Source organism: Quatrionicoccus australiensis (assembly GCF_020510525.1).
GTDB lineage: Bacteria > Pseudomonadota > Gammaproteobacteria > Burkholderiales > Rhodocyclaceae > Azonexus > Azonexus australiensis_B.
This window is the reverse complement of sequence record NZ_CP075188.1, coordinates 736,368-751,756: the sequence shown is the minus strand read 5'-3', so window position 1 is coordinate 751,756 and position 15,389 is coordinate 736,368. Positions and strand designations below refer to the sequence as shown.

The window sequence follows — 15,389 nt, the reverse complement described above, 5'->3', positions numbered from 1 at the left end:
GCATGTCGCAGGAAATCATCCGCCTGCACCACGCCGCGCCGCCCAAGCCGGCCGAAGGCGAGCCGTGCAACGGTTGCGGTGCCTGTTGTGCGCTGGAAACCTGCCCGGCAGCGCGCCTGCGCTTCCGGCAAAAGAAAGGCCCCTGTCCGGCACTCAGCTGGTCAACAGGGGCCAATCGCTACCATTGCGGCCTGCTGACCGCGCCGGGAAATTATCTGGGCTGGCTGCCGCGGGCAGCCGAACCACTGGCCAGCCGCCTCCTCGCCCGCTGGATCGCCGCGGGCAAGGGCTGCGACTGCTCTGCCGAGCCGCTCGGCCCGGCCGTCTGAATCAGGCGGAGAAGGACGAACCGCAACCGCAGGTCGAAGTGGCGTTCGGATTGCGGATCACGAACTGCGAGCCTTCCAGGCCTTCCGAGTAATCGATCTCGGCACCAACCAGATACTGGTAGCTCATCGGATCGATCAGCAGGGTCACGCCGTTCTTTTCCATCGTGGTGTCGTCTTCGGCAACTTCTTCATCGAAGGTGAAGCCGTACTGAAAACCGGAACAGCCGCCACCGGTCACAAAAACGCGGAGCTTCAGACCCGGATTGCCTTCTTCCTCGATCAGTTCCTTGACCTTGTTGGCGGCGCTGTCGGTGAAGAGGATGGGGGAAACGACATCAGTTGCTGCATTCATGGGGAAACTCCTGAAAAATTTTCTGCGAGATTATGAGAGCCAGTGCAATCCCGGTCAATCAACTTAGTTCGAAGCGGCGAGCTTTAGTTCCACCGATTTCGCGCCACGATGGACCAGACGCCCTTCGATCACGGCGCCCTGGTGCATTTCGATAAGGGCGTAATCGACGTCACCGACAATCCGGGCACGCGATTGCATTTCCAGCGACTCGCTGACCGTCACCGGACCGACCACGGTACCGTTGCTGACCAGATGCGCCACCGTTACCGAACCTTCAACCCGCGCCTGCTCGCTGAGCACCAGGGTTGAGGAAGTCGCGCCCTCGGCGGCCTCGACACTGCCTTTGACCTCGCCATCGATGCGCAGTCCGCCGCTGAAGCGGATATTGCCTTCGACCACGGTTCCGGCCCCGATCAGGCTGTCGATACGACCTTGCGGCTTGCTGTCAGTCTTTTTACCGAACATGAAATCAACTCCTAAAGTTGCGCCATGCGCTTGGCTTTAAGTGTATCACCGAGCAGGATACGCGCCTCGATGGAGCGCAATTGCGCCTCGGACGGCAACTCAATGACCCCTTCACGGCGCAGGAAGTGCTTCATTTCAATATGAAAATCGGCTGCCTCGCCTCGCCCTTCGGGCAACAACAGCTGCTGTTCCTTGCCGGCAAGCGCAAAAACCACAGCCAATTGCAGTCGACCGCGAAAATCCGGTGCCTGCTTGCTTGGCTGAAAGGCCAGCAACAGGCGATAACGATAACGCCCCTTGCCCTCCGGAGTCAGGCGAAAGTTCTCGATACGCAGCGCCGCTTCCTCACCCACCACCGGAATCAGGCGCTCGAACAACAGAATGTCTTCCTTGAGCGAAGCATTCTCCTGCTCCAGCCCGCGAATCCTGGCGAGCAGTTGCTGCTGGGCAGCCCGTTCCATATGCGCGGCATTTTTCTCCGTGCCGGCAGTCGACCGCAACAAATGCAGTTCTTCGCGCTGCTCCTGGATGATCTGGCGTTGATTATCCAGTTCGCGCCCCAGGGCACCACTTTCGTTATGCTGCATGACGGCCCAGACAGCGGCAATCACGAGGAGCAACAACAAGCCGGCGGCAGTCGCCAGCCAGGACCAGGGCAAATGGCTGCGCACCACGACACGCGGCGCCGCAATCCCGAAACGGCGCCGGAATCTACGCAACTTCAAGGTGACAACAGGTGTCGGCATCAGGCCTTTGCTTGACTCAGGAAAGAAACTGGTTCGCGGCTCGCACGGACACAGAGGAAATAAGCAGCAACAGCGGAAAAGCGCAGACAGGATTTTGTCTCGCCAAGCATGGCAGCATGATACTCCGCAGCCCAGTAACAAAAAAGCCGCCAAGATGGCGGCTTTTTCGCAGCGACAAGCGAATTAACGCTTGGAGAACTGCTTGCGGCGACGTGCCTTGTGGAAACCGACCTTCTTACGTTCGACTTCACGGGCATCGCGCGTCACGAAACCAGCCTTGGACAGCGCGGGCTTCAGGGCGGCATCGAATTCGATCAGGGCGCGGGTGATACCGTGACGAACGGCACCGGCTTGACCAGACTCACCACCACCGATCACATTGACCTTGATATCGAAACCGTTCAGTTGCTCGACCAGAGCCAGCGGCTGACGCACGATCATGCGGCCGGTTTCACGGGAGAAGAACTGGTCAACCGGCTTGCCATTGACAACGATGGCGCCAGAACCACGCTTCATGAAAACACGGGCAACGGCGCTCTTGCGACGACCGGTACCGTAGAAATAACTTTCAGCCATGATGATCCCTTAGATTTCCAGAGCCTTGGGCTGCTGGGCAGTGTGAGGATGCTGCTCGCCAGCGTAGCACTTCAGCTTCTTGAGCATTGCGTAGCCCAGCGGGCCCTTCGGCAGCATGCCCTTGACGGCGGTTTCGAGGGCGCGGCCCGGGAAACGCTGCTGCATCTTCTTGAAGTTGGTTTCGTAGATACCGCCCGGATAACCGGAGTGACGGTAGTACTTCTTATCTTCGGCCTTGTTACCGGTAACGGTGAGCTTTTCAACATTGGTAACGACGATGAAGTCGCCGGTATCAACGTGCGGCGTGTAGATAGCCTTGTGCTTGCCACGAAGGCGGCGAGCAATTTCGGTAGCGAGGCGGCCGAGCACCTTGTCTGTGGCGTCTACCACAAACCACTCGCGCTTCACCTCATGTGGCTTGGCGGAAAACGTTTTCATATAAGTGTGCCGTCCTGAAAAATTTGGGCGCAGATTGGAGAAAGGCGCGGATTCTAGCCGAACTCCTGCCGAGGTGTCAATGCCATTACAACAAAACACCAGATAAAAATACCAAAAAAAACGCGGCTCGCTGAGCCGCGTTAAATCCACACCAAAGGAGGAGGGTGGAGGAGACAAATCTGAACCGGGGAAGATTCACAACTATCAACTACGGTCCGTACGCTTTGCATTCTCCCCCAAACCGAAATCGGGAGCAAGCTATTTTTGTGCGCCGCACAAACAAATGTTTTATCGATCAATAAAATTAATTAATTTAATTTAAATTACTGATATAAATAGATTTATAAATAAATCTCAACACAAATATTACATTGTTTAACCACAAAACCCTACCATCGCTTAGCGCTCAAAACGAACGCAAATGCTGCAATGCAGCAACACGCATGGCGGCGCAGCAACAAAGCGATATCCGTTAGAATCGCCAATCTTCAAAGGAGACCCCCGATGGAATGCACGGTACGATGGATGGGCAACGACGCAGGCATGTCGTTTGTTGCAGAATCTGGCAGCGGCCACGCTGTCGTTATGGATGGCGCACCAGAGGCTGGCGGACGCAACCTCGGCTTTCGCCCGATGGAAATGGTTCTTGCCGGAACAGGCGGCTGCAGCGCATTCGATGTAGTGCTGATCCTGAAAAAAGGCCGGCACGCAGTCAGCGGCTGCGATGTCAGCCTGAAGGCAGAGCGCGCCGAAACAGACCCCAAGATCTTCACCAGCGTTCACTTTCACTACCGGGTCAAAGGCAGGAATCTCAAACCCGAAGCTGTGGCACGCGCCATTGAGCTGTCAAAAGACAAATATTGCTCGGCTTCGATCATGATCGGCAAGACGGCAGAAATCACCCACGACTTCGAAATCATCGAAGAAGCCTGAGCAATCAAAGGCGGTAGGCAACTCCGGTCATTACCCTGCCCATCGCCTTCATTGCCTGCTTGACGAAGGACGGCAACTCCGCAGCACCATGGCGAACCGCGGTTTCTGCGTGCTGGATTTCATCAAGGCGCATCTGATCCACGATCGCCCGCGAGCGTAGATCCCCCTCCGGCAAACTGCGCAAATGATTATCGAGATGCGCCTCCACCTGGCGCTCGGTTTCAGCCAGGAAACCGAGATTCCAGCGATCACCCAGCGCACCGGCAAACACGCCGAGCGACAGGGAGCCCGCATACCAGAGTGGATTCAGCAAGCTTTTCCGCCCACCCAATGCAGCAATCCGCTGCTCGGTCCAGGCCAGATGTTCGGTTTCTTCCTGAGCGGCACTGCGCAAGGCCTCACGCACTTCCGGATCGCGAGAAGTCAGGGCCTGCCCCTGATAAAGCGCCTGCGCACATACTTCGCCACAATGATTGACCCGCATCAGGCCGACCACATGGCGCCGCTCCTGTGCATCCAGCTCACGCTCTGGCAAGTCCCGCCCCGGCAGCGGACGCACACTATGCGCCGAAGCGCACACCGTACGCAGCGCCAGATCAAATTCAACAATCAGACGATCAATCGACATACTTCAGCGCACCCAGGTTTCTGCGTAACCGCCCTGCTTCAAGGCACGTTTTACCGCCTCGACATCACGCTGAATACCGCCGGTCGGACAGAAATATTCAAGGAAGAGCGCCGCATGATGCCGATTCACACTCGCCGGCTGCAGCCGCATCCACTGGTTATTACGCGATTTCACCCACGAACCGTCTGCCCGCCCGGAGGCATAAATTCGACGCTCGCGTGTCTGGCAGTGCATACCTTCAAAAGTCACATTCCGCCCACCTTCCGGCGCAATGACAAGCAGCGTGTAACGCACAACGCCGTCATCGCCAACACTCAGCGAGGCCATGTCGATGAAAAACTTGTTGTCAGTCGTCGCACTGACATGAAATGACTGGAGATTTTCAGCCTGTGGCGGCGCGGGGAACTGAACCTCCAGTTCCTGCCAAGGCTTGTTTTCATCCTCTTCGTCGACCTCTACCGCCGCAAAAACATTTGCGGCAAGGCAAACAGACAAGCCAAGCAACAGCATCTTGCGCAACATCAGCATGACTCCCCTCCGCCCGCCGCGAGCGCATCACCGGCCGGAAAATCGACATCACCGCGGCGTTGACGGCCGCGCCGATCCAGATCGAGAAAACGCACAAGTTCATTGAGCGCCTGCTCATAAACACTGCGCTTGAATTCGATTACCGAATCGAGCGGCACCCAGTAGTCATTCCAGCGCCAGGCATCGAATTCCGGCTTGTTGGTCGCCCGCAGGCAGACGTCGTTATCCCGCCCTACCAGGCGCAATAAAAACCAGATCTGCTTCTGCCCCTTGTAAGAACCGCGCCATTCGCGCTTTATCCAGTGTGTCGGCACCTCATAACGCAACCAGCCCTTGGTCCGCCCGAGGATGCGCACGTGCTCGGGCATCAGCCCGACTTCTTCATACAGCTCCCGATACATGGCCTGCTCCGGCGTTTCGCCGCGCTTGATGCCACCTTGTGGAAACTGCCACGAATGTTCACGTATGCGCTTACCCCAGAAAACCTCGTTCTTAGCGTTACAAAGGATGATGCCGACGTTCGGGCGATAGCCTTCACGGTCAAGCATAAGAATCCTGCAAAATTAATAGTTACCTCGATTCTTTCACAAAGCCCCCCCGCATGCAAAGGACGTGCAAGGTGTAAAATGCCCTTTTAGCAACGAATTCAAGAGCATCCCATGCGCACTACGCAGTTCTTTTTCACCACTCTCAAGGAAGCCCCCGCCGACGCCGAGGTCATCAGCCAGAAACTGATGCTGCGCGCCGGCTTCATCAAGCGCTCTGCCGCCGGTATTTACACCTGGATGCCGCTCGGCCTGCGCGTGTTGCGCAAGGTCGAAAACATCGTCCGCGACGAGATGAACAAGGCCGGCGCCCTTGAGTTGCTGATGCCCGCCGTCCAGCCTTTCGAACTGTGGCAGGAATCCGGCCGCGGCGAGCAGTACGGCCCGGAACTGCTGCGCTTCAAGGATCGCCACCAGCGCGATTTCGTGATCGGCCCGACGCACGAGGAAGTGATCACCGACGTCGTGCGTCGCGACGTCAAGAGCTACCGCCAGTTGCCGCTGCACCTGTACCAGATCCAGACCAAGTTCCGCGACGAGATCCGCCCGCGCTTCGGCGTCATGCGCGGCCGCGAGTTCCTGATGAAGGACGGTTATTCCTTCCATGCCTCCTTCGAGGATCTGAAGCGCGAATACGCCAAGATGTACGCCACCTACAGCCAGATCTTCACCCGCCTCGGCCTGAAGTTCCGCGCCGTAGCAGCCGACACCGGCTCGATCGGCGGCACCGGCTCGCATGAATTCCACGTTCTGGCCGACTCCGGCGAAGACGACATCGCCTTCTGCCCGACTTCCGATTTCGCCGCCAATGTCGAACTGGCCGAAGCGCTGGCCCCGACGACGCCGCGCGCGGCCGCCGGCAGGGCAATGGAGAAGACCCACACCCCGGGCAAGATGGCCTGTGCCGATGTCGCCAAGTTCCTGGCGGTCGACCTCGACAAAATCGTCAAATCCATCGCCGTCGTCAGCGAAAAGGAAGATGGCAGCTCGACCTTTGCCCTGCTCCTGGTGCGCGGCGACCATGAACTCAACGAAATCAAGGCGAGCAAGATCGCCGGCCTCAATCCCTTCCGCTTTGCTACTGAGGAAGAGGTCATCGCCCGCCTCGGCTGCAAGCCCGGTTTTATCGGCCCGGTAGCGGTCGACCGTGAAAAAGTGGCCGTTTTCGCCGACCGCGCCGTCGCCGTCATGAGCGACTTCATCTGCGGCGCCAACGAAGCCGGCTATCACATGACCGGCGTCAATTTCGGCCGCGACCTGCCGGAACCGGAAGTCTTCGACATCCGCAACGTCGTCGCCGGCGACCCGTCGCCGGATGGCAAGGGCACACTGGAAATCTGCCGCGGCATCGAAGTCGGCCACATATTCCAGCTCCGCACCAAATACGCCGAAGCCCTCAACTGCGCCTTCCTCGATGAAACCGGCAAGAGCCAGGTCATGGAAATGGGCTGCTACGGCATTGGCGTTTCGCGCATCGTCGGCTCGGCCATCGAACAGGGCAATGACGACAAGGGCATCATCCTGCCGACCAGCATCGCGCCGTTCGAGGTCTGCATCGTGCCCATGGGCTATCACAAGAGCGAAGCCGTCAAGGCCGCCGCCGACCAGCTTTACGGCGAACTCAAGGCGCTCGGCATCGACGTCCTGCTCGACGACCGCAACGAGCGCCCCGGCTCGATGTTCGCCGACATGGAACTGATCGGCATCCCGCATCGCGTCGTCATCGGCGAGCGCGGCCTCAAGGACAGCCAGGTCGAGTACAAGGGCCGCCGCGACGCCGAAGCGACGCTGCTGCCGCAGGCCGACATCGTCGGCATCATCAAGGGAAAGCTGTGCGCCGGCTGATTGCCGCGCTGATGCTGTGCAGCGCGTCGGCAGCCTTTGCCGGCGCGCAGAAATACGAGCCGCTCGCGGCCAGCGTGCAGGGCGCCCTGCACAAGGCCGTATCGGACTCGCGGCCAACGGTCAGTTCGTTCAAGAATCCGCTGGAAGCTGCCGACTGGCTAGGCGAAATGTCGCGCCGGCTAAGCAAGCGTATCCCGGATCGCGAATATCGCCTGGACCTGCTGCGCAGCGTGCATTACGAAGCCACCCGCGCCGGACTCGACCCGCAGCTGATCCTCGGCCTGATGCAGGTCGAGTCGGGCTTTCGCAAATACGCCGTGTCGTCGGTCGGCGCCCGCGGCTACATGCAGGTCATGCCATTTTGGGTCAAATTGATCGGTCGACCGGATGACAACCTGTTCGACCTGCGCACCAGCCTGCGCTACGGCTGCACCATCCTGCGCCACTACCTGGATATCGAGAAGGGCGACCTTTACCGCGCCCTCGGCCGCTACAACGGCAGCCTGGGCAAGCCGGAATACCCGAACATGGTGCGCGCCGCCTGGCAAAACAACTGGGGCTACGAAGCCGCCCCCAGGCTGGCGCAAACCGGCCGCTGATCAGCGGCCCATACCGGGCAGCATGCCCTTCATGCCGCGCATCAGCTTGCCGATGCCGCCCTTGGTCATCATTTTCATCATCTTCTGCGACTGCTCGAACTGATTGAGCAGGCGGTTGACGTCCTGCACCTGCACGCCGGCACCCATCGCAATGCGGCGCTTGCGGCTGGCCTTGATCAGCTCCGGCTTCGAACGCTCCAGCGGCGTCATCGAATTGATGATGCCTTCAACGCGCCCGATCATCTTGTTCTCGGCCCCGGCCGGCAACTGACCGGCGGCCTGGGCGATCTGCGCCGGCATCTTGTCCATCAGCGCCGACAGGCCGCCCATGCTGCGCATCTGGCCGATCTGTTCCTTGAAGTCGTTGAGATCGAAGCCCTTGCCGGACTTGAGCTTCTTGGCAAAGGCGACGGCCTTTTCTTCGTCCAGCCCCTTGCGCGCATCCTCGATCAGCGACAGCACGTCGCCCATGCCGAGAATCCGTGACGCCATCCGTTCCGGATGGAAAGCTTCGAGCCCGGAGAGCTTTTCGCCGACGCCGGAGAACTTGATCGGCTTGCCGGTGATGTGGCGCACGGAAAGTGCCGCACCGCCACGCGCATCGCCGTCGAGCTTGGTCAGCACGACGCCGGTCAGCGGCAGGGCTTCATTGAAGGCCTTGGCCGTATTGACCGCATCCTGACCGAGCATGGAGTCGACCACGAACAAGGTTTCGATCGGATTGATTGCCGCGTGCAGCCGCTTGATTTCGGCCATCATTTCTTCGTCGACCGCCAGACGGCCAGCCGTGTCGACGAGCAGCACGTCGTGGTAATGCCGCTTCGCCCAATCAACAGCAGCGAGCGCAATCGCCTCCGGTTTTTCGCCGATGGTCGACGGGAAGAAATCGACCCCCGCCTGCCCGGCCACCGACTTCAACTGCTCGATAGCCGCCGGACGATAGACGTCGCAGGAGACAACCAACACTTTCTTCTTGTGGTTTTCCTTGAGGAACTTGCCGAGCTTGCCGACCGTGGTCGTCTTGCCCGCCCCCTGCAGACCGGCCATCAGGACGATCGCCGGCGGCTGGGTGTTGAAGTTGATGCCCTCGTGCGCATCACCCATCAAACGGGTCAATTCGGCATGCACGACCCCGACCAGTGCCTGACCGGGACTCAGCGAACCGATGACTTCCTCGCCGACCGCCTTTTCCTTGACGGCAGCAATGAAGTCCTTGATCACTGGCAAAGCGACGTCGGCCTCGAGCAGCGCCATGCGGACTTCGCGCAGGGCATCGGCAATATTGGATTCAGTCAGGCGAGCTTCGCCTTTGAGCGTCTTCATGACGCGGGCAAGGCGATTGGTCAGGTTATCGAGCATGGGTGATTGGCTTCTAGTAGAATCTGCGGATGGCCGACATTGTAATTCAGCTTCTGCCCCACATCCTCGCTGCCCTGCTATATGCCGGGCTCGCTTTCCATTTCTGGAACACCCGCTGGCGCGAAGGCGAGCACCAGTCCGTGGCCTGCCCCATGCAAACCTGGGAGCGCGCGGCCATTGCTGCCGCCCTGCTGATCCAGGCAATCGGGCTCTACCAGGGACTGTTTGGCGAAACCGGCATGCATTTCTCGTTCGGCTTCGCGCTGTCGCTGATGATGTGGCTGGCCGTCCTCATCTACTGGCTGGAAAGCTTCATGGCGCGCATGGAGGGCATGCAGCCCATGGTCCTGCCACTGGCCGCCGCCTGCACCTTCCTGCCGGTGATTTTCCCGAACGTACATCTGGTCGCCAACGCCTCGGCAACCGGTTTCAAGCTGCATTTCCTGGCCGCCATGCTCGCCTACAGCCTGCTGACCCTATCGGCCCTGCACGCCATTTTCATGGGTTTCACCGAGAACGCCCTGCACAAGCGCACACTCAAGCGCAGCCTGGCCAGCCTGCCGCCGCTGATGGCGATGGAAACGCTGCTCTTTCGCATGCTGACCCTGGGCTTCATCCTGCTCACTCTGACCGTGGGCAGCGGCCTGTTCTTCTCCGAAGCCCTGTTTGGCAAGCCGTTCAGCATCGACCACAAGACCTTGTTCGCCTTCGCCTCCTGGGGCATCTTCGCCACCCTGCTGTTCGGGCGCCACGCTTGGGGCTGGCGTGGCAAACGCGCCCTGCGCTGGACCCTGACCGGCTTCGCCCTGCTCATTCTCGCCTATGTGGGCAGCCGCTTCGTTGCTGAAGTGATACTCGGCAGGATCTGAACCCCATGGATGAGTTACCGCTGCCGGCCATGTTCGGCGCACTGTTCGTGCTGCTGATCCTGTCCGGCATTTTCTCCGGCTCCGAAACCGCCATGATGGCGGCCAACCGTTTCCGGCTACGCCATGCCGCCCAGAACGGACACAGGGGGGCCAAACTGGCGCTTGCCCTGCTCAGCCAGACCGACAAACTGCTTGGCCTGATCCTGCTCGGCAACACCCTGTTCAATGCAGCAGCAGCCACGCTGACCGGCTACATTGCCTTGGCCCTGTTCGGCGAATCGAAATGGGCCCTGGAAATCGGCACGCTCAGCATCACCTTCGCCCTGCTCGTCATTGCCGAAATATCACCCAAAGTGATTTGCGCCACCCACGCCGATCGACTCGCCCCGCTACTGAGCTACGTCCTCACCCCCCTGCTGCGTCTGGCCTACCCGATCATCTGGTTCGTCAATCTTTTCGTGACGGCATTGCTGAAAACAATTCGCCTTTCACCCGGCAGCATGCACGGCGAAAGCAAACTCTCACAGGAAGAATTGCGTAGTCTGGTGCTGGAGTCATCACACCTGATGCCGAAAAAGCACCAGACCATTCTATCCAGCCTGTTTGAACTGACCAACATCACCGTCGAGGATGTGATGACCCCGCGCGGCCAGATCGAGATTCTCGACCTGGATCTGGACTGGACAGAAGTCCGAACCCAATTGGCCACCAGTCACCATAGCCGCCTGCCGGTTTGCCGCGAGTCGCTCGACCAGTTGATCGGCATCTTGCCGGTCAGGCGCCTGCTCGCCAGCCTCGGCGACCCCGAGTTCGACGAAGCGGCACTTCTGCAGCAGTTGCAAGCGCCTTACTACATTCCAGCTGGCACGCCGGTCTTTTCACAACTGGCCTTCTTCCAGGAAAACCGCCAGAGAATCGGTTTCGTCGTCGACGAATACGGTGAAATCCTCGGCCTTTTGACGCTGGAAGACATCATCGAGGAATTTGTCGGCGATTTCACCACCTCGCTGCCCGGCTTGGGAAACTCTCTCAACTGGACCCAGGAAGGCCAGGTCATTGTCGAAGGCTCCCGCCCATTGCGCGAGATCAATCGCATGCTCGGCCTGAACTTCCCGCTGGACGGCCCGAAAACACTGAACGGACTGATCCTGGAACACTTTCAGGACATTCCCGAGTCGGATGTCAGCATCAAACTGGCCGGCATCCCGGTCGAGATTCTGCAAACCAAGGACCGCAGTGTCGTAACGGTCAGGATCTATCGCCCCTGAACAACCAGCCCATCGGGCGAACAGCCTTTACAAACATGCGCCTACGTAGCATCATCAGCCGATCTAGACGGCATTTGACTGTAATTAATGGCAGCGACACCTCAAACTACTCCTCTTAGCGGCCTGGCACGAGCACTGGTACAAGCCGGGCAACTCAAGGAGGCAGAGGCCGAACAACTGATCTCGCAAGCGAGTTCAGCCAAGATCCCACTGATCGAACAGATCATCGCCAGCCAGAAGGCTTCGGCCCTTGATATCGCACGCTTTGTCGCCGATACCTTTGGTTATCCGCTTCTGGATCTCAATGCCTTCGATGAAGCCCACATCCCGGCAACGGCCATCGACCGCAAGCTCATGGCCACCCACAAGGTCATTCCGCTCAACAAGCGCGGCAACCGGCTGTCGGTTGCCATCTCCGACCCGACCAATCTGCGGGCACTGGATGAAATCCGCTTCCAGACAGGTCTCGCGGTCGACCCGATTGTTGTCGAACATCCCAAGCTGATCCCGCTGGTCAGCAAGTTCTCCGAATCCGCCGAAGACAGCCTGAAGAATCTTGGCGGCGATGATATCAACCTCGACTTCCTCGACGAAGAATCCACTTCCAAGGCAGACGAAGCGGCAGGACAGGAAATCGACGATGCCCCGGTCGTCAAGTTCATCCAGAAGATGCTGCTCGACGCCATCAACGATGGCGCATCCGACATCCACTTCGAGCCGTATGAAAAATATTACCGCATCCGCTTCCGGGTCGACGGCATCCTGCGCGAAGTTGCAACGCCGCCGCTCGCCATCAAGGAAAAGATCGCCTCCCGCATCAAGGTCATTTCCCGGCTGAATATCGCCGAAAAGCGCGTACCGCAGGATGGCCGGATGAAACTGGTGCTTTCCAAGACCCGCGCCATCGACTTCCGGGTCAGCACCCTGCCGACACTGCAAGGCGAAAAGATCGTTCTGCGTATTCTCGACCCGACCTCGGCGACGCTCGGCATCGAGGCCCTGGGTTACGAGCCGGAACAGAAGGAAGCCCTGCTTGATGCGGTCAATCGTCCCTACGGCATGGTTCTCGTCACTGGCCCGACCGGCTCCGGCAAAACGGTATCGCTCTATACCTGCCTCAACATCCTGAACAAGGATGGCGTCAATATCTCGACCGCAGAAGACCCTGCGGAAATCAACCTGCCCGGCGTCAATCAGGTCAACGTCGACGACCGCGCCGGCCTGACCTTCCCGGTAGCACTCAAGGCCTTCCTGCGGCAGGATCCGGACATCATCATGGTCGGTGAAATCCGCGACCTCGAAACGGCCGAAATCGCCATCAAGGCAGCCCAGACCGGCCACATGGTACTTTCCACGCTACACACGAATGACGCACCACAAACCCTGACGCGACTGATGAACATGGGGGTCCCCACCTTCAATATCGCATCGAGTATCCAGCTGATCACGGCACAACGACTCGCTCGCCGGCTATGCACCTGCAAAAAACCGATGACGGTCCCCAATCAGGCCCTGCTTGATGCCGGCTTTGCCGAGTCCGATCTCGATGGCTCGTGGACGCTTTACGGCCCGGTCGGTTGCGAACGCTGCAAAGGCAGTGGCTACAAGGGGCGGGTCGGCATCTATCAGGTCATGCCGGTCTCTGAGGCCATGCAACGCCTGATCATGAGCGGCGCCAACTCCCTCGACCTGGGGAAACAGGCAGCGGCCGAAGGCGTCAAGAATCTGCGCGAATCCGGTTTGCTCAAGGTCAAGCAAGGCATGACTTCGCTTGATGAAGTGCTGAGCACCACCAACATATAAAGCAAAGGAAGTGGAATGGCGACTGCCGCAAGGCCCAAGGCCAGGACCGTAAAGGAAAGCGCTTTCCTCTGGGAGGGCAGGAACAAGGATGGCAAAAACGTGCGCGGCGAAATTCGTGCCGCCAGCGAGACTGTGGTCCAGACCACCTTGCGCCGCCAGGGCATTTCCAATGCCAAGATCAAGAAGGTCCGCTTCAAGAGCGGTGGCAAGATCACCGAAAAGGACATCGCCCTTTTCACGCGCCAGCTGGCCACCATGATGCGCTCGGGTGTCCCGCTCCTGCAGGCCTTCGACATCGTCGGTCGCGGCCATGCCAACCCGGCGGTCGGTAAACTCCTGCTCGATATCAAGTCCGATGTCGAAACCGGCAGTTCGCTGTCCCAGGCCTTCCGCAAATACCCGCTGCAATTTGACGTTCTCTATTGCAACCTTGTTTCAGCCGGCGAGCAGGCAGGTATTCTTGACTCCCTGCTGGAGCGTCTCGCCACCTACAAGGAAAAGATCCTCGCCATCAAGAGCAAGATCAAGGCGGCGATGTTCTACCCGATCGCGGTTCTGGTGGTTGCCTTCATTATCACTGCGGTCATCATGCTGTTCGTCATTCCGGCCTTCAAGGAAGTTTTCAAGAACTTCGGTGCAGATTTGCCGGCGCCCACCCTGGTGGTCATTGCCGTCTCGGATGCTTTTGTTGCCTATTGGTGGGCCATTTTCGGCATCCTCGGCGGCGGCTTCTATGCCTTCTTCGAAAGCTGGAAGCGTTCGGAAAAGATGCAAATCGTCATGGACCGCCTTCTGCTCCGCATGCCGGTCTTTGGCGACATCATCCGCAAATCGGTTATTGCCCGCTGGACACGCACCTTGGCCACCATGTTTGCGGCAGGCGTGCCGCTGGTCGAATCGCTGGAGTCGGTTGGCGGCGCGTCCGGAAATTATGTCTACAAACTCGCCACCCGGCAGATCCAGAGCGAGGTTTCGACCGGCACCAGCCTGACCAACGCCATGCAGAACGTCAATATTTTCCCCAACATGGTGACCCAGATGGTTTCCATCGGTGAAGAATCCGGAGCTCTGGACTCCATGCTGGCAAAGGTTGCCGACTTTTTTGAACAGGAAGTCGATGATGCGGTAGACGCCATGTCCAGCCTGATCGAACCGATGATCATGGTTGTCCTCGGCGTATTGATCGGCGGCATGATCATTGCCATGTATCTGCCGATCTTCAAGCTGGGCGCCGTCGTCTGATGCTTCCCGAGTCACTGACAGGCCTGGCTGTTATGGCCGGGCTGCTCGGCTTGTGCATCGGCAGCTTCCTCAACGTGGTGATTTACCGCCTGCCGAAGATGATGGAGCGCGAATGGCAGGTTCAGTGCGCCGAACTCAGGGGAGAAACACTGCCGGATGAAGAGCCCCTGACCCTGGCCAAACCTGGTTCGCGCTGCCCGGCCTGCGGCCATCGGATATCGGCCCTGGAAAACATCCCGATCATCAGCTACCTGCTGATTCTCAAGGGCAAATGCGCCGGCTGCAGCGCTCCGATCTCGGCGCGTTATCCGGTCATCGAAGCCCTGACCGCACTGCTCTCCGCCTACACCGTCTGGCATTTCGGCCCGACCATCCAGGCCGCAGGTGCCTTGTTGCTGGTCTGGGCATTGATTTCCCTGGCGATGATCGACTTCGACACCCAACTGCTCCCCGACGCCATCACCCTGCCACTGCTATGGCTAGGCCTGGCCTTCAACCTGGGGACAACCTATACCGATCTCGCAACTTCGGTGATTGGTGCCATGGCAGGCTACCTCGCGCTGTGGTCGGTATTCTGGCTGTTCAAGCTGGCGACTGGAAAAGAAGGCATGGGTTACGGCGATTTCAAACTGCTGGCAGCACTCGGCGCCTGGCTCGGCTGGCAGATGCTGCCAACCATCATCCTGCTCTCCTCCGTCGTTGGCGCAAGCGTCGGTATCGCACTGATCGTCTTCGGGCGTCATGGCCGCAACATCCCCATCCCCTTCGGCCCCTACCTGGCGGCCGCCGGTGGCATCGCGCTGTTCTGGGGACCGGCACTTACCGAACGCTATCTCGGACTGCTCTCTTGAAATATCGGCGGCA

Annotated in this window: 18 protein-coding genes; 9 read left to right on the top strand and 9 right to left on the bottom strand. The window is 59.2% G+C overall.

The window, feature by feature from the left end; all coding sequences use genetic code 11:
• The first annotated feature begins 2 nt into the window (after positions 1 to 2).
• Complete coding sequence (locus tag KI612_RS03670) at positions 3 to 329, top strand: hypothetical protein (protein WP_226442485.1); 327 nt, start codon at positions 3 to 5, stop codon at positions 327 to 329.
• A gap of 1 nt (position 330) precedes the next feature.
• On the opposite strand, the gene erpA is transcribed toward KI612_RS03670, so the two are convergent.
• The 5 genes from erpA to rplM form a co-directional block, all read right to left on the bottom strand.
• A complete protein-coding gene (erpA, locus tag KI612_RS03665) occupies positions 331 to 681 on the bottom strand; it encodes an iron-sulfur cluster insertion protein ErpA (RefSeq protein WP_226442484.1) in 351 nt (116 codons plus the stop codon).
• 63 nt (positions 682 to 744) lie between these two features.
• On the bottom strand, positions 745 to 1,146 hold the full coding sequence (locus KI612_RS03660) for a bactofilin family protein (RefSeq protein ID WP_226442483.1): 402 nt from the start codon (positions 1,144 to 1,146) through the stop codon (positions 745 to 747).
• Between the two features lie 11 nt (positions 1,147 to 1,157).
• Positions 1,158 to 1,892 carry a DUF6776 family protein gene (locus KI612_RS03655; protein WP_226442482.1) on the bottom strand — a complete coding sequence of 245 codons (735 nt, stop codon included), beginning with the start codon at positions 1,890 to 1,892 and terminating at the stop codon, positions 1,158 to 1,160.
• Positions 1,893 to 2,075: 183 nt separating this feature from the next.
• Positions 2,076 to 2,468, bottom strand: a complete 393-nt coding sequence (gene rpsI, locus KI612_RS03650; protein ID WP_226442481.1) for a 30S ribosomal protein S9 — start codon at positions 2,466 to 2,468, stop codon at positions 2,076 to 2,078.
• A gap of 9 nt (positions 2,469 to 2,477) precedes the next feature.
• Complete coding sequence (gene rplM / locus KI612_RS03645) at positions 2,478 to 2,906, bottom strand: 50S ribosomal protein L13 (RefSeq protein ID WP_117607868.1); 429 nt, start codon at positions 2,904 to 2,906, stop codon at positions 2,478 to 2,480.
• Between the two features lie 504 nt (positions 2,907 to 3,410).
• On the opposite strand from rplM, the gene KI612_RS03640 reads away from it, so the two are divergent.
• Positions 3,411 to 3,839, top strand: coding sequence for an OsmC family protein (locus KI612_RS03640; RefSeq protein WP_226442480.1), 429 nt, complete (start codon positions 3,411 to 3,413; stop codon positions 3,837 to 3,839).
• A gap of 4 nt (positions 3,840 to 3,843) precedes the next feature.
• On the opposite strand, the gene coq7 is transcribed toward KI612_RS03640, so the two are convergent.
• From coq7 to KI612_RS03625, 3 genes are read right to left on the bottom strand one after another with little or no spacing between them, the layout of a single operon-like run.
• Positions 3,844 to 4,467 (bottom strand): 2-polyprenyl-3-methyl-6-methoxy-1,4-benzoquinone monooxygenase, encoded by a 624-nt coding sequence (gene coq7 / locus KI612_RS03635; protein ID WP_226442479.1) that lies wholly within the window; start codon positions 4,465 to 4,467, stop codon positions 3,844 to 3,846.
• Positions 4,468 to 4,470: 3 nt separating this feature from the next.
• Positions 4,471 to 4,995: a CNP1-like family protein gene (locus tag KI612_RS03630; protein WP_226442478.1), complete on the bottom strand. Its 525-nt coding sequence runs from the start codon at positions 4,993 to 4,995 to the stop codon at positions 4,471 to 4,473.
• Positions 4,989 to 5,543, bottom strand: coding sequence for an RNA pyrophosphohydrolase (locus tag KI612_RS03625; protein ID WP_226442477.1), 555 nt, complete (start codon positions 5,541 to 5,543; stop codon positions 4,989 to 4,991). The genes KI612_RS03630 and KI612_RS03625 overlap by 7 nt, the downstream gene beginning before the upstream one ends.
• Positions 5,544 to 5,654: 111 nt before the next feature.
• On the opposite strand from KI612_RS03625, the gene KI612_RS03620 reads away from it, so the two are divergent.
• Both KI612_RS03620 and KI612_RS03615 read left to right on the top strand, forming a co-directional pair.
• The gene (locus tag KI612_RS03620; RefSeq protein ID WP_226442476.1) at positions 5,655 to 7,385 is read left to right on the top strand and encodes a proline--tRNA ligase; all 1,731 of its coding nucleotides are present in this window, start codon (positions 5,655 to 5,657) and stop codon (positions 7,383 to 7,385) included.
• Positions 7,386 to 7,396: 11 nt separating this feature from the next.
• Positions 7,397 to 7,984 (top strand): lytic transglycosylase domain-containing protein, encoded by a 588-nt coding sequence (locus KI612_RS03615; RefSeq protein ID WP_226444131.1) that lies wholly within the window; start codon positions 7,397 to 7,399, stop codon positions 7,982 to 7,984.
• Here the strand turns inward: KI612_RS03615 and ffh are convergent, their stop codons facing one another.
• Positions 7,985 to 9,343: a signal recognition particle protein gene (gene ffh, locus KI612_RS03610; protein WP_226442475.1), complete on the bottom strand. Its 1,359-nt coding sequence runs from the start codon at positions 9,341 to 9,343 to the stop codon at positions 7,985 to 7,987.
• A 29-nt stretch (positions 9,344 to 9,372) separates the two neighbouring features.
• Here ffh and KI612_RS03605 point away from each other — a divergent pair, with 29 nt between their 5' ends.
• The 5 genes from KI612_RS03605 to KI612_RS03585 all read left to right on the top strand — a co-directional run bounded on the left by KI612_RS03605 (position 9,373) and on the right by KI612_RS03585 (position 15,376).
• Entirely contained in the window at positions 9,373 to 10,212 is an 840-nt protein-coding gene (locus tag KI612_RS03605) for a cytochrome C assembly family protein (RefSeq protein WP_226442474.1), read from the top strand.
• 5 nt (positions 10,213 to 10,217) lie between these two features.
• Positions 10,218 to 11,480 (top strand): HlyC/CorC family transporter, encoded by a 1,263-nt coding sequence (locus KI612_RS03600; protein WP_226442473.1) that lies wholly within the window; start codon positions 10,218 to 10,220, stop codon positions 11,478 to 11,480.
• An 87-nt stretch (positions 11,481 to 11,567) separates the two neighbouring features.
• On the top strand, positions 11,568 to 13,283 hold the full coding sequence (gene pilB / locus KI612_RS03595) for a type IV-A pilus assembly ATPase PilB (RefSeq protein WP_226442472.1): 1,716 nt from the start codon (positions 11,568 to 11,570) through the stop codon (positions 13,281 to 13,283).
• Positions 13,284 to 13,298: 15 nt separating this feature from the next.
• The gene (locus KI612_RS03590) at positions 13,299 to 14,525 is read left to right on the top strand and encodes a type II secretion system F family protein (protein ID WP_226442471.1); all 1,227 of its coding nucleotides are present in this window, start codon (positions 13,299 to 13,301) and stop codon (positions 14,523 to 14,525) included.
• Positions 14,525 to 15,376 (top strand): prepilin peptidase, encoded by an 852-nt coding sequence (locus KI612_RS03585; RefSeq protein ID WP_226442470.1) that lies wholly within the window; start codon positions 14,525 to 14,527, stop codon positions 15,374 to 15,376. The genes KI612_RS03590 and KI612_RS03585 overlap by 1 nt, the downstream gene beginning before the upstream one ends.
• Positions 15,377 to 15,389 lie beyond the last annotated feature (13 nt).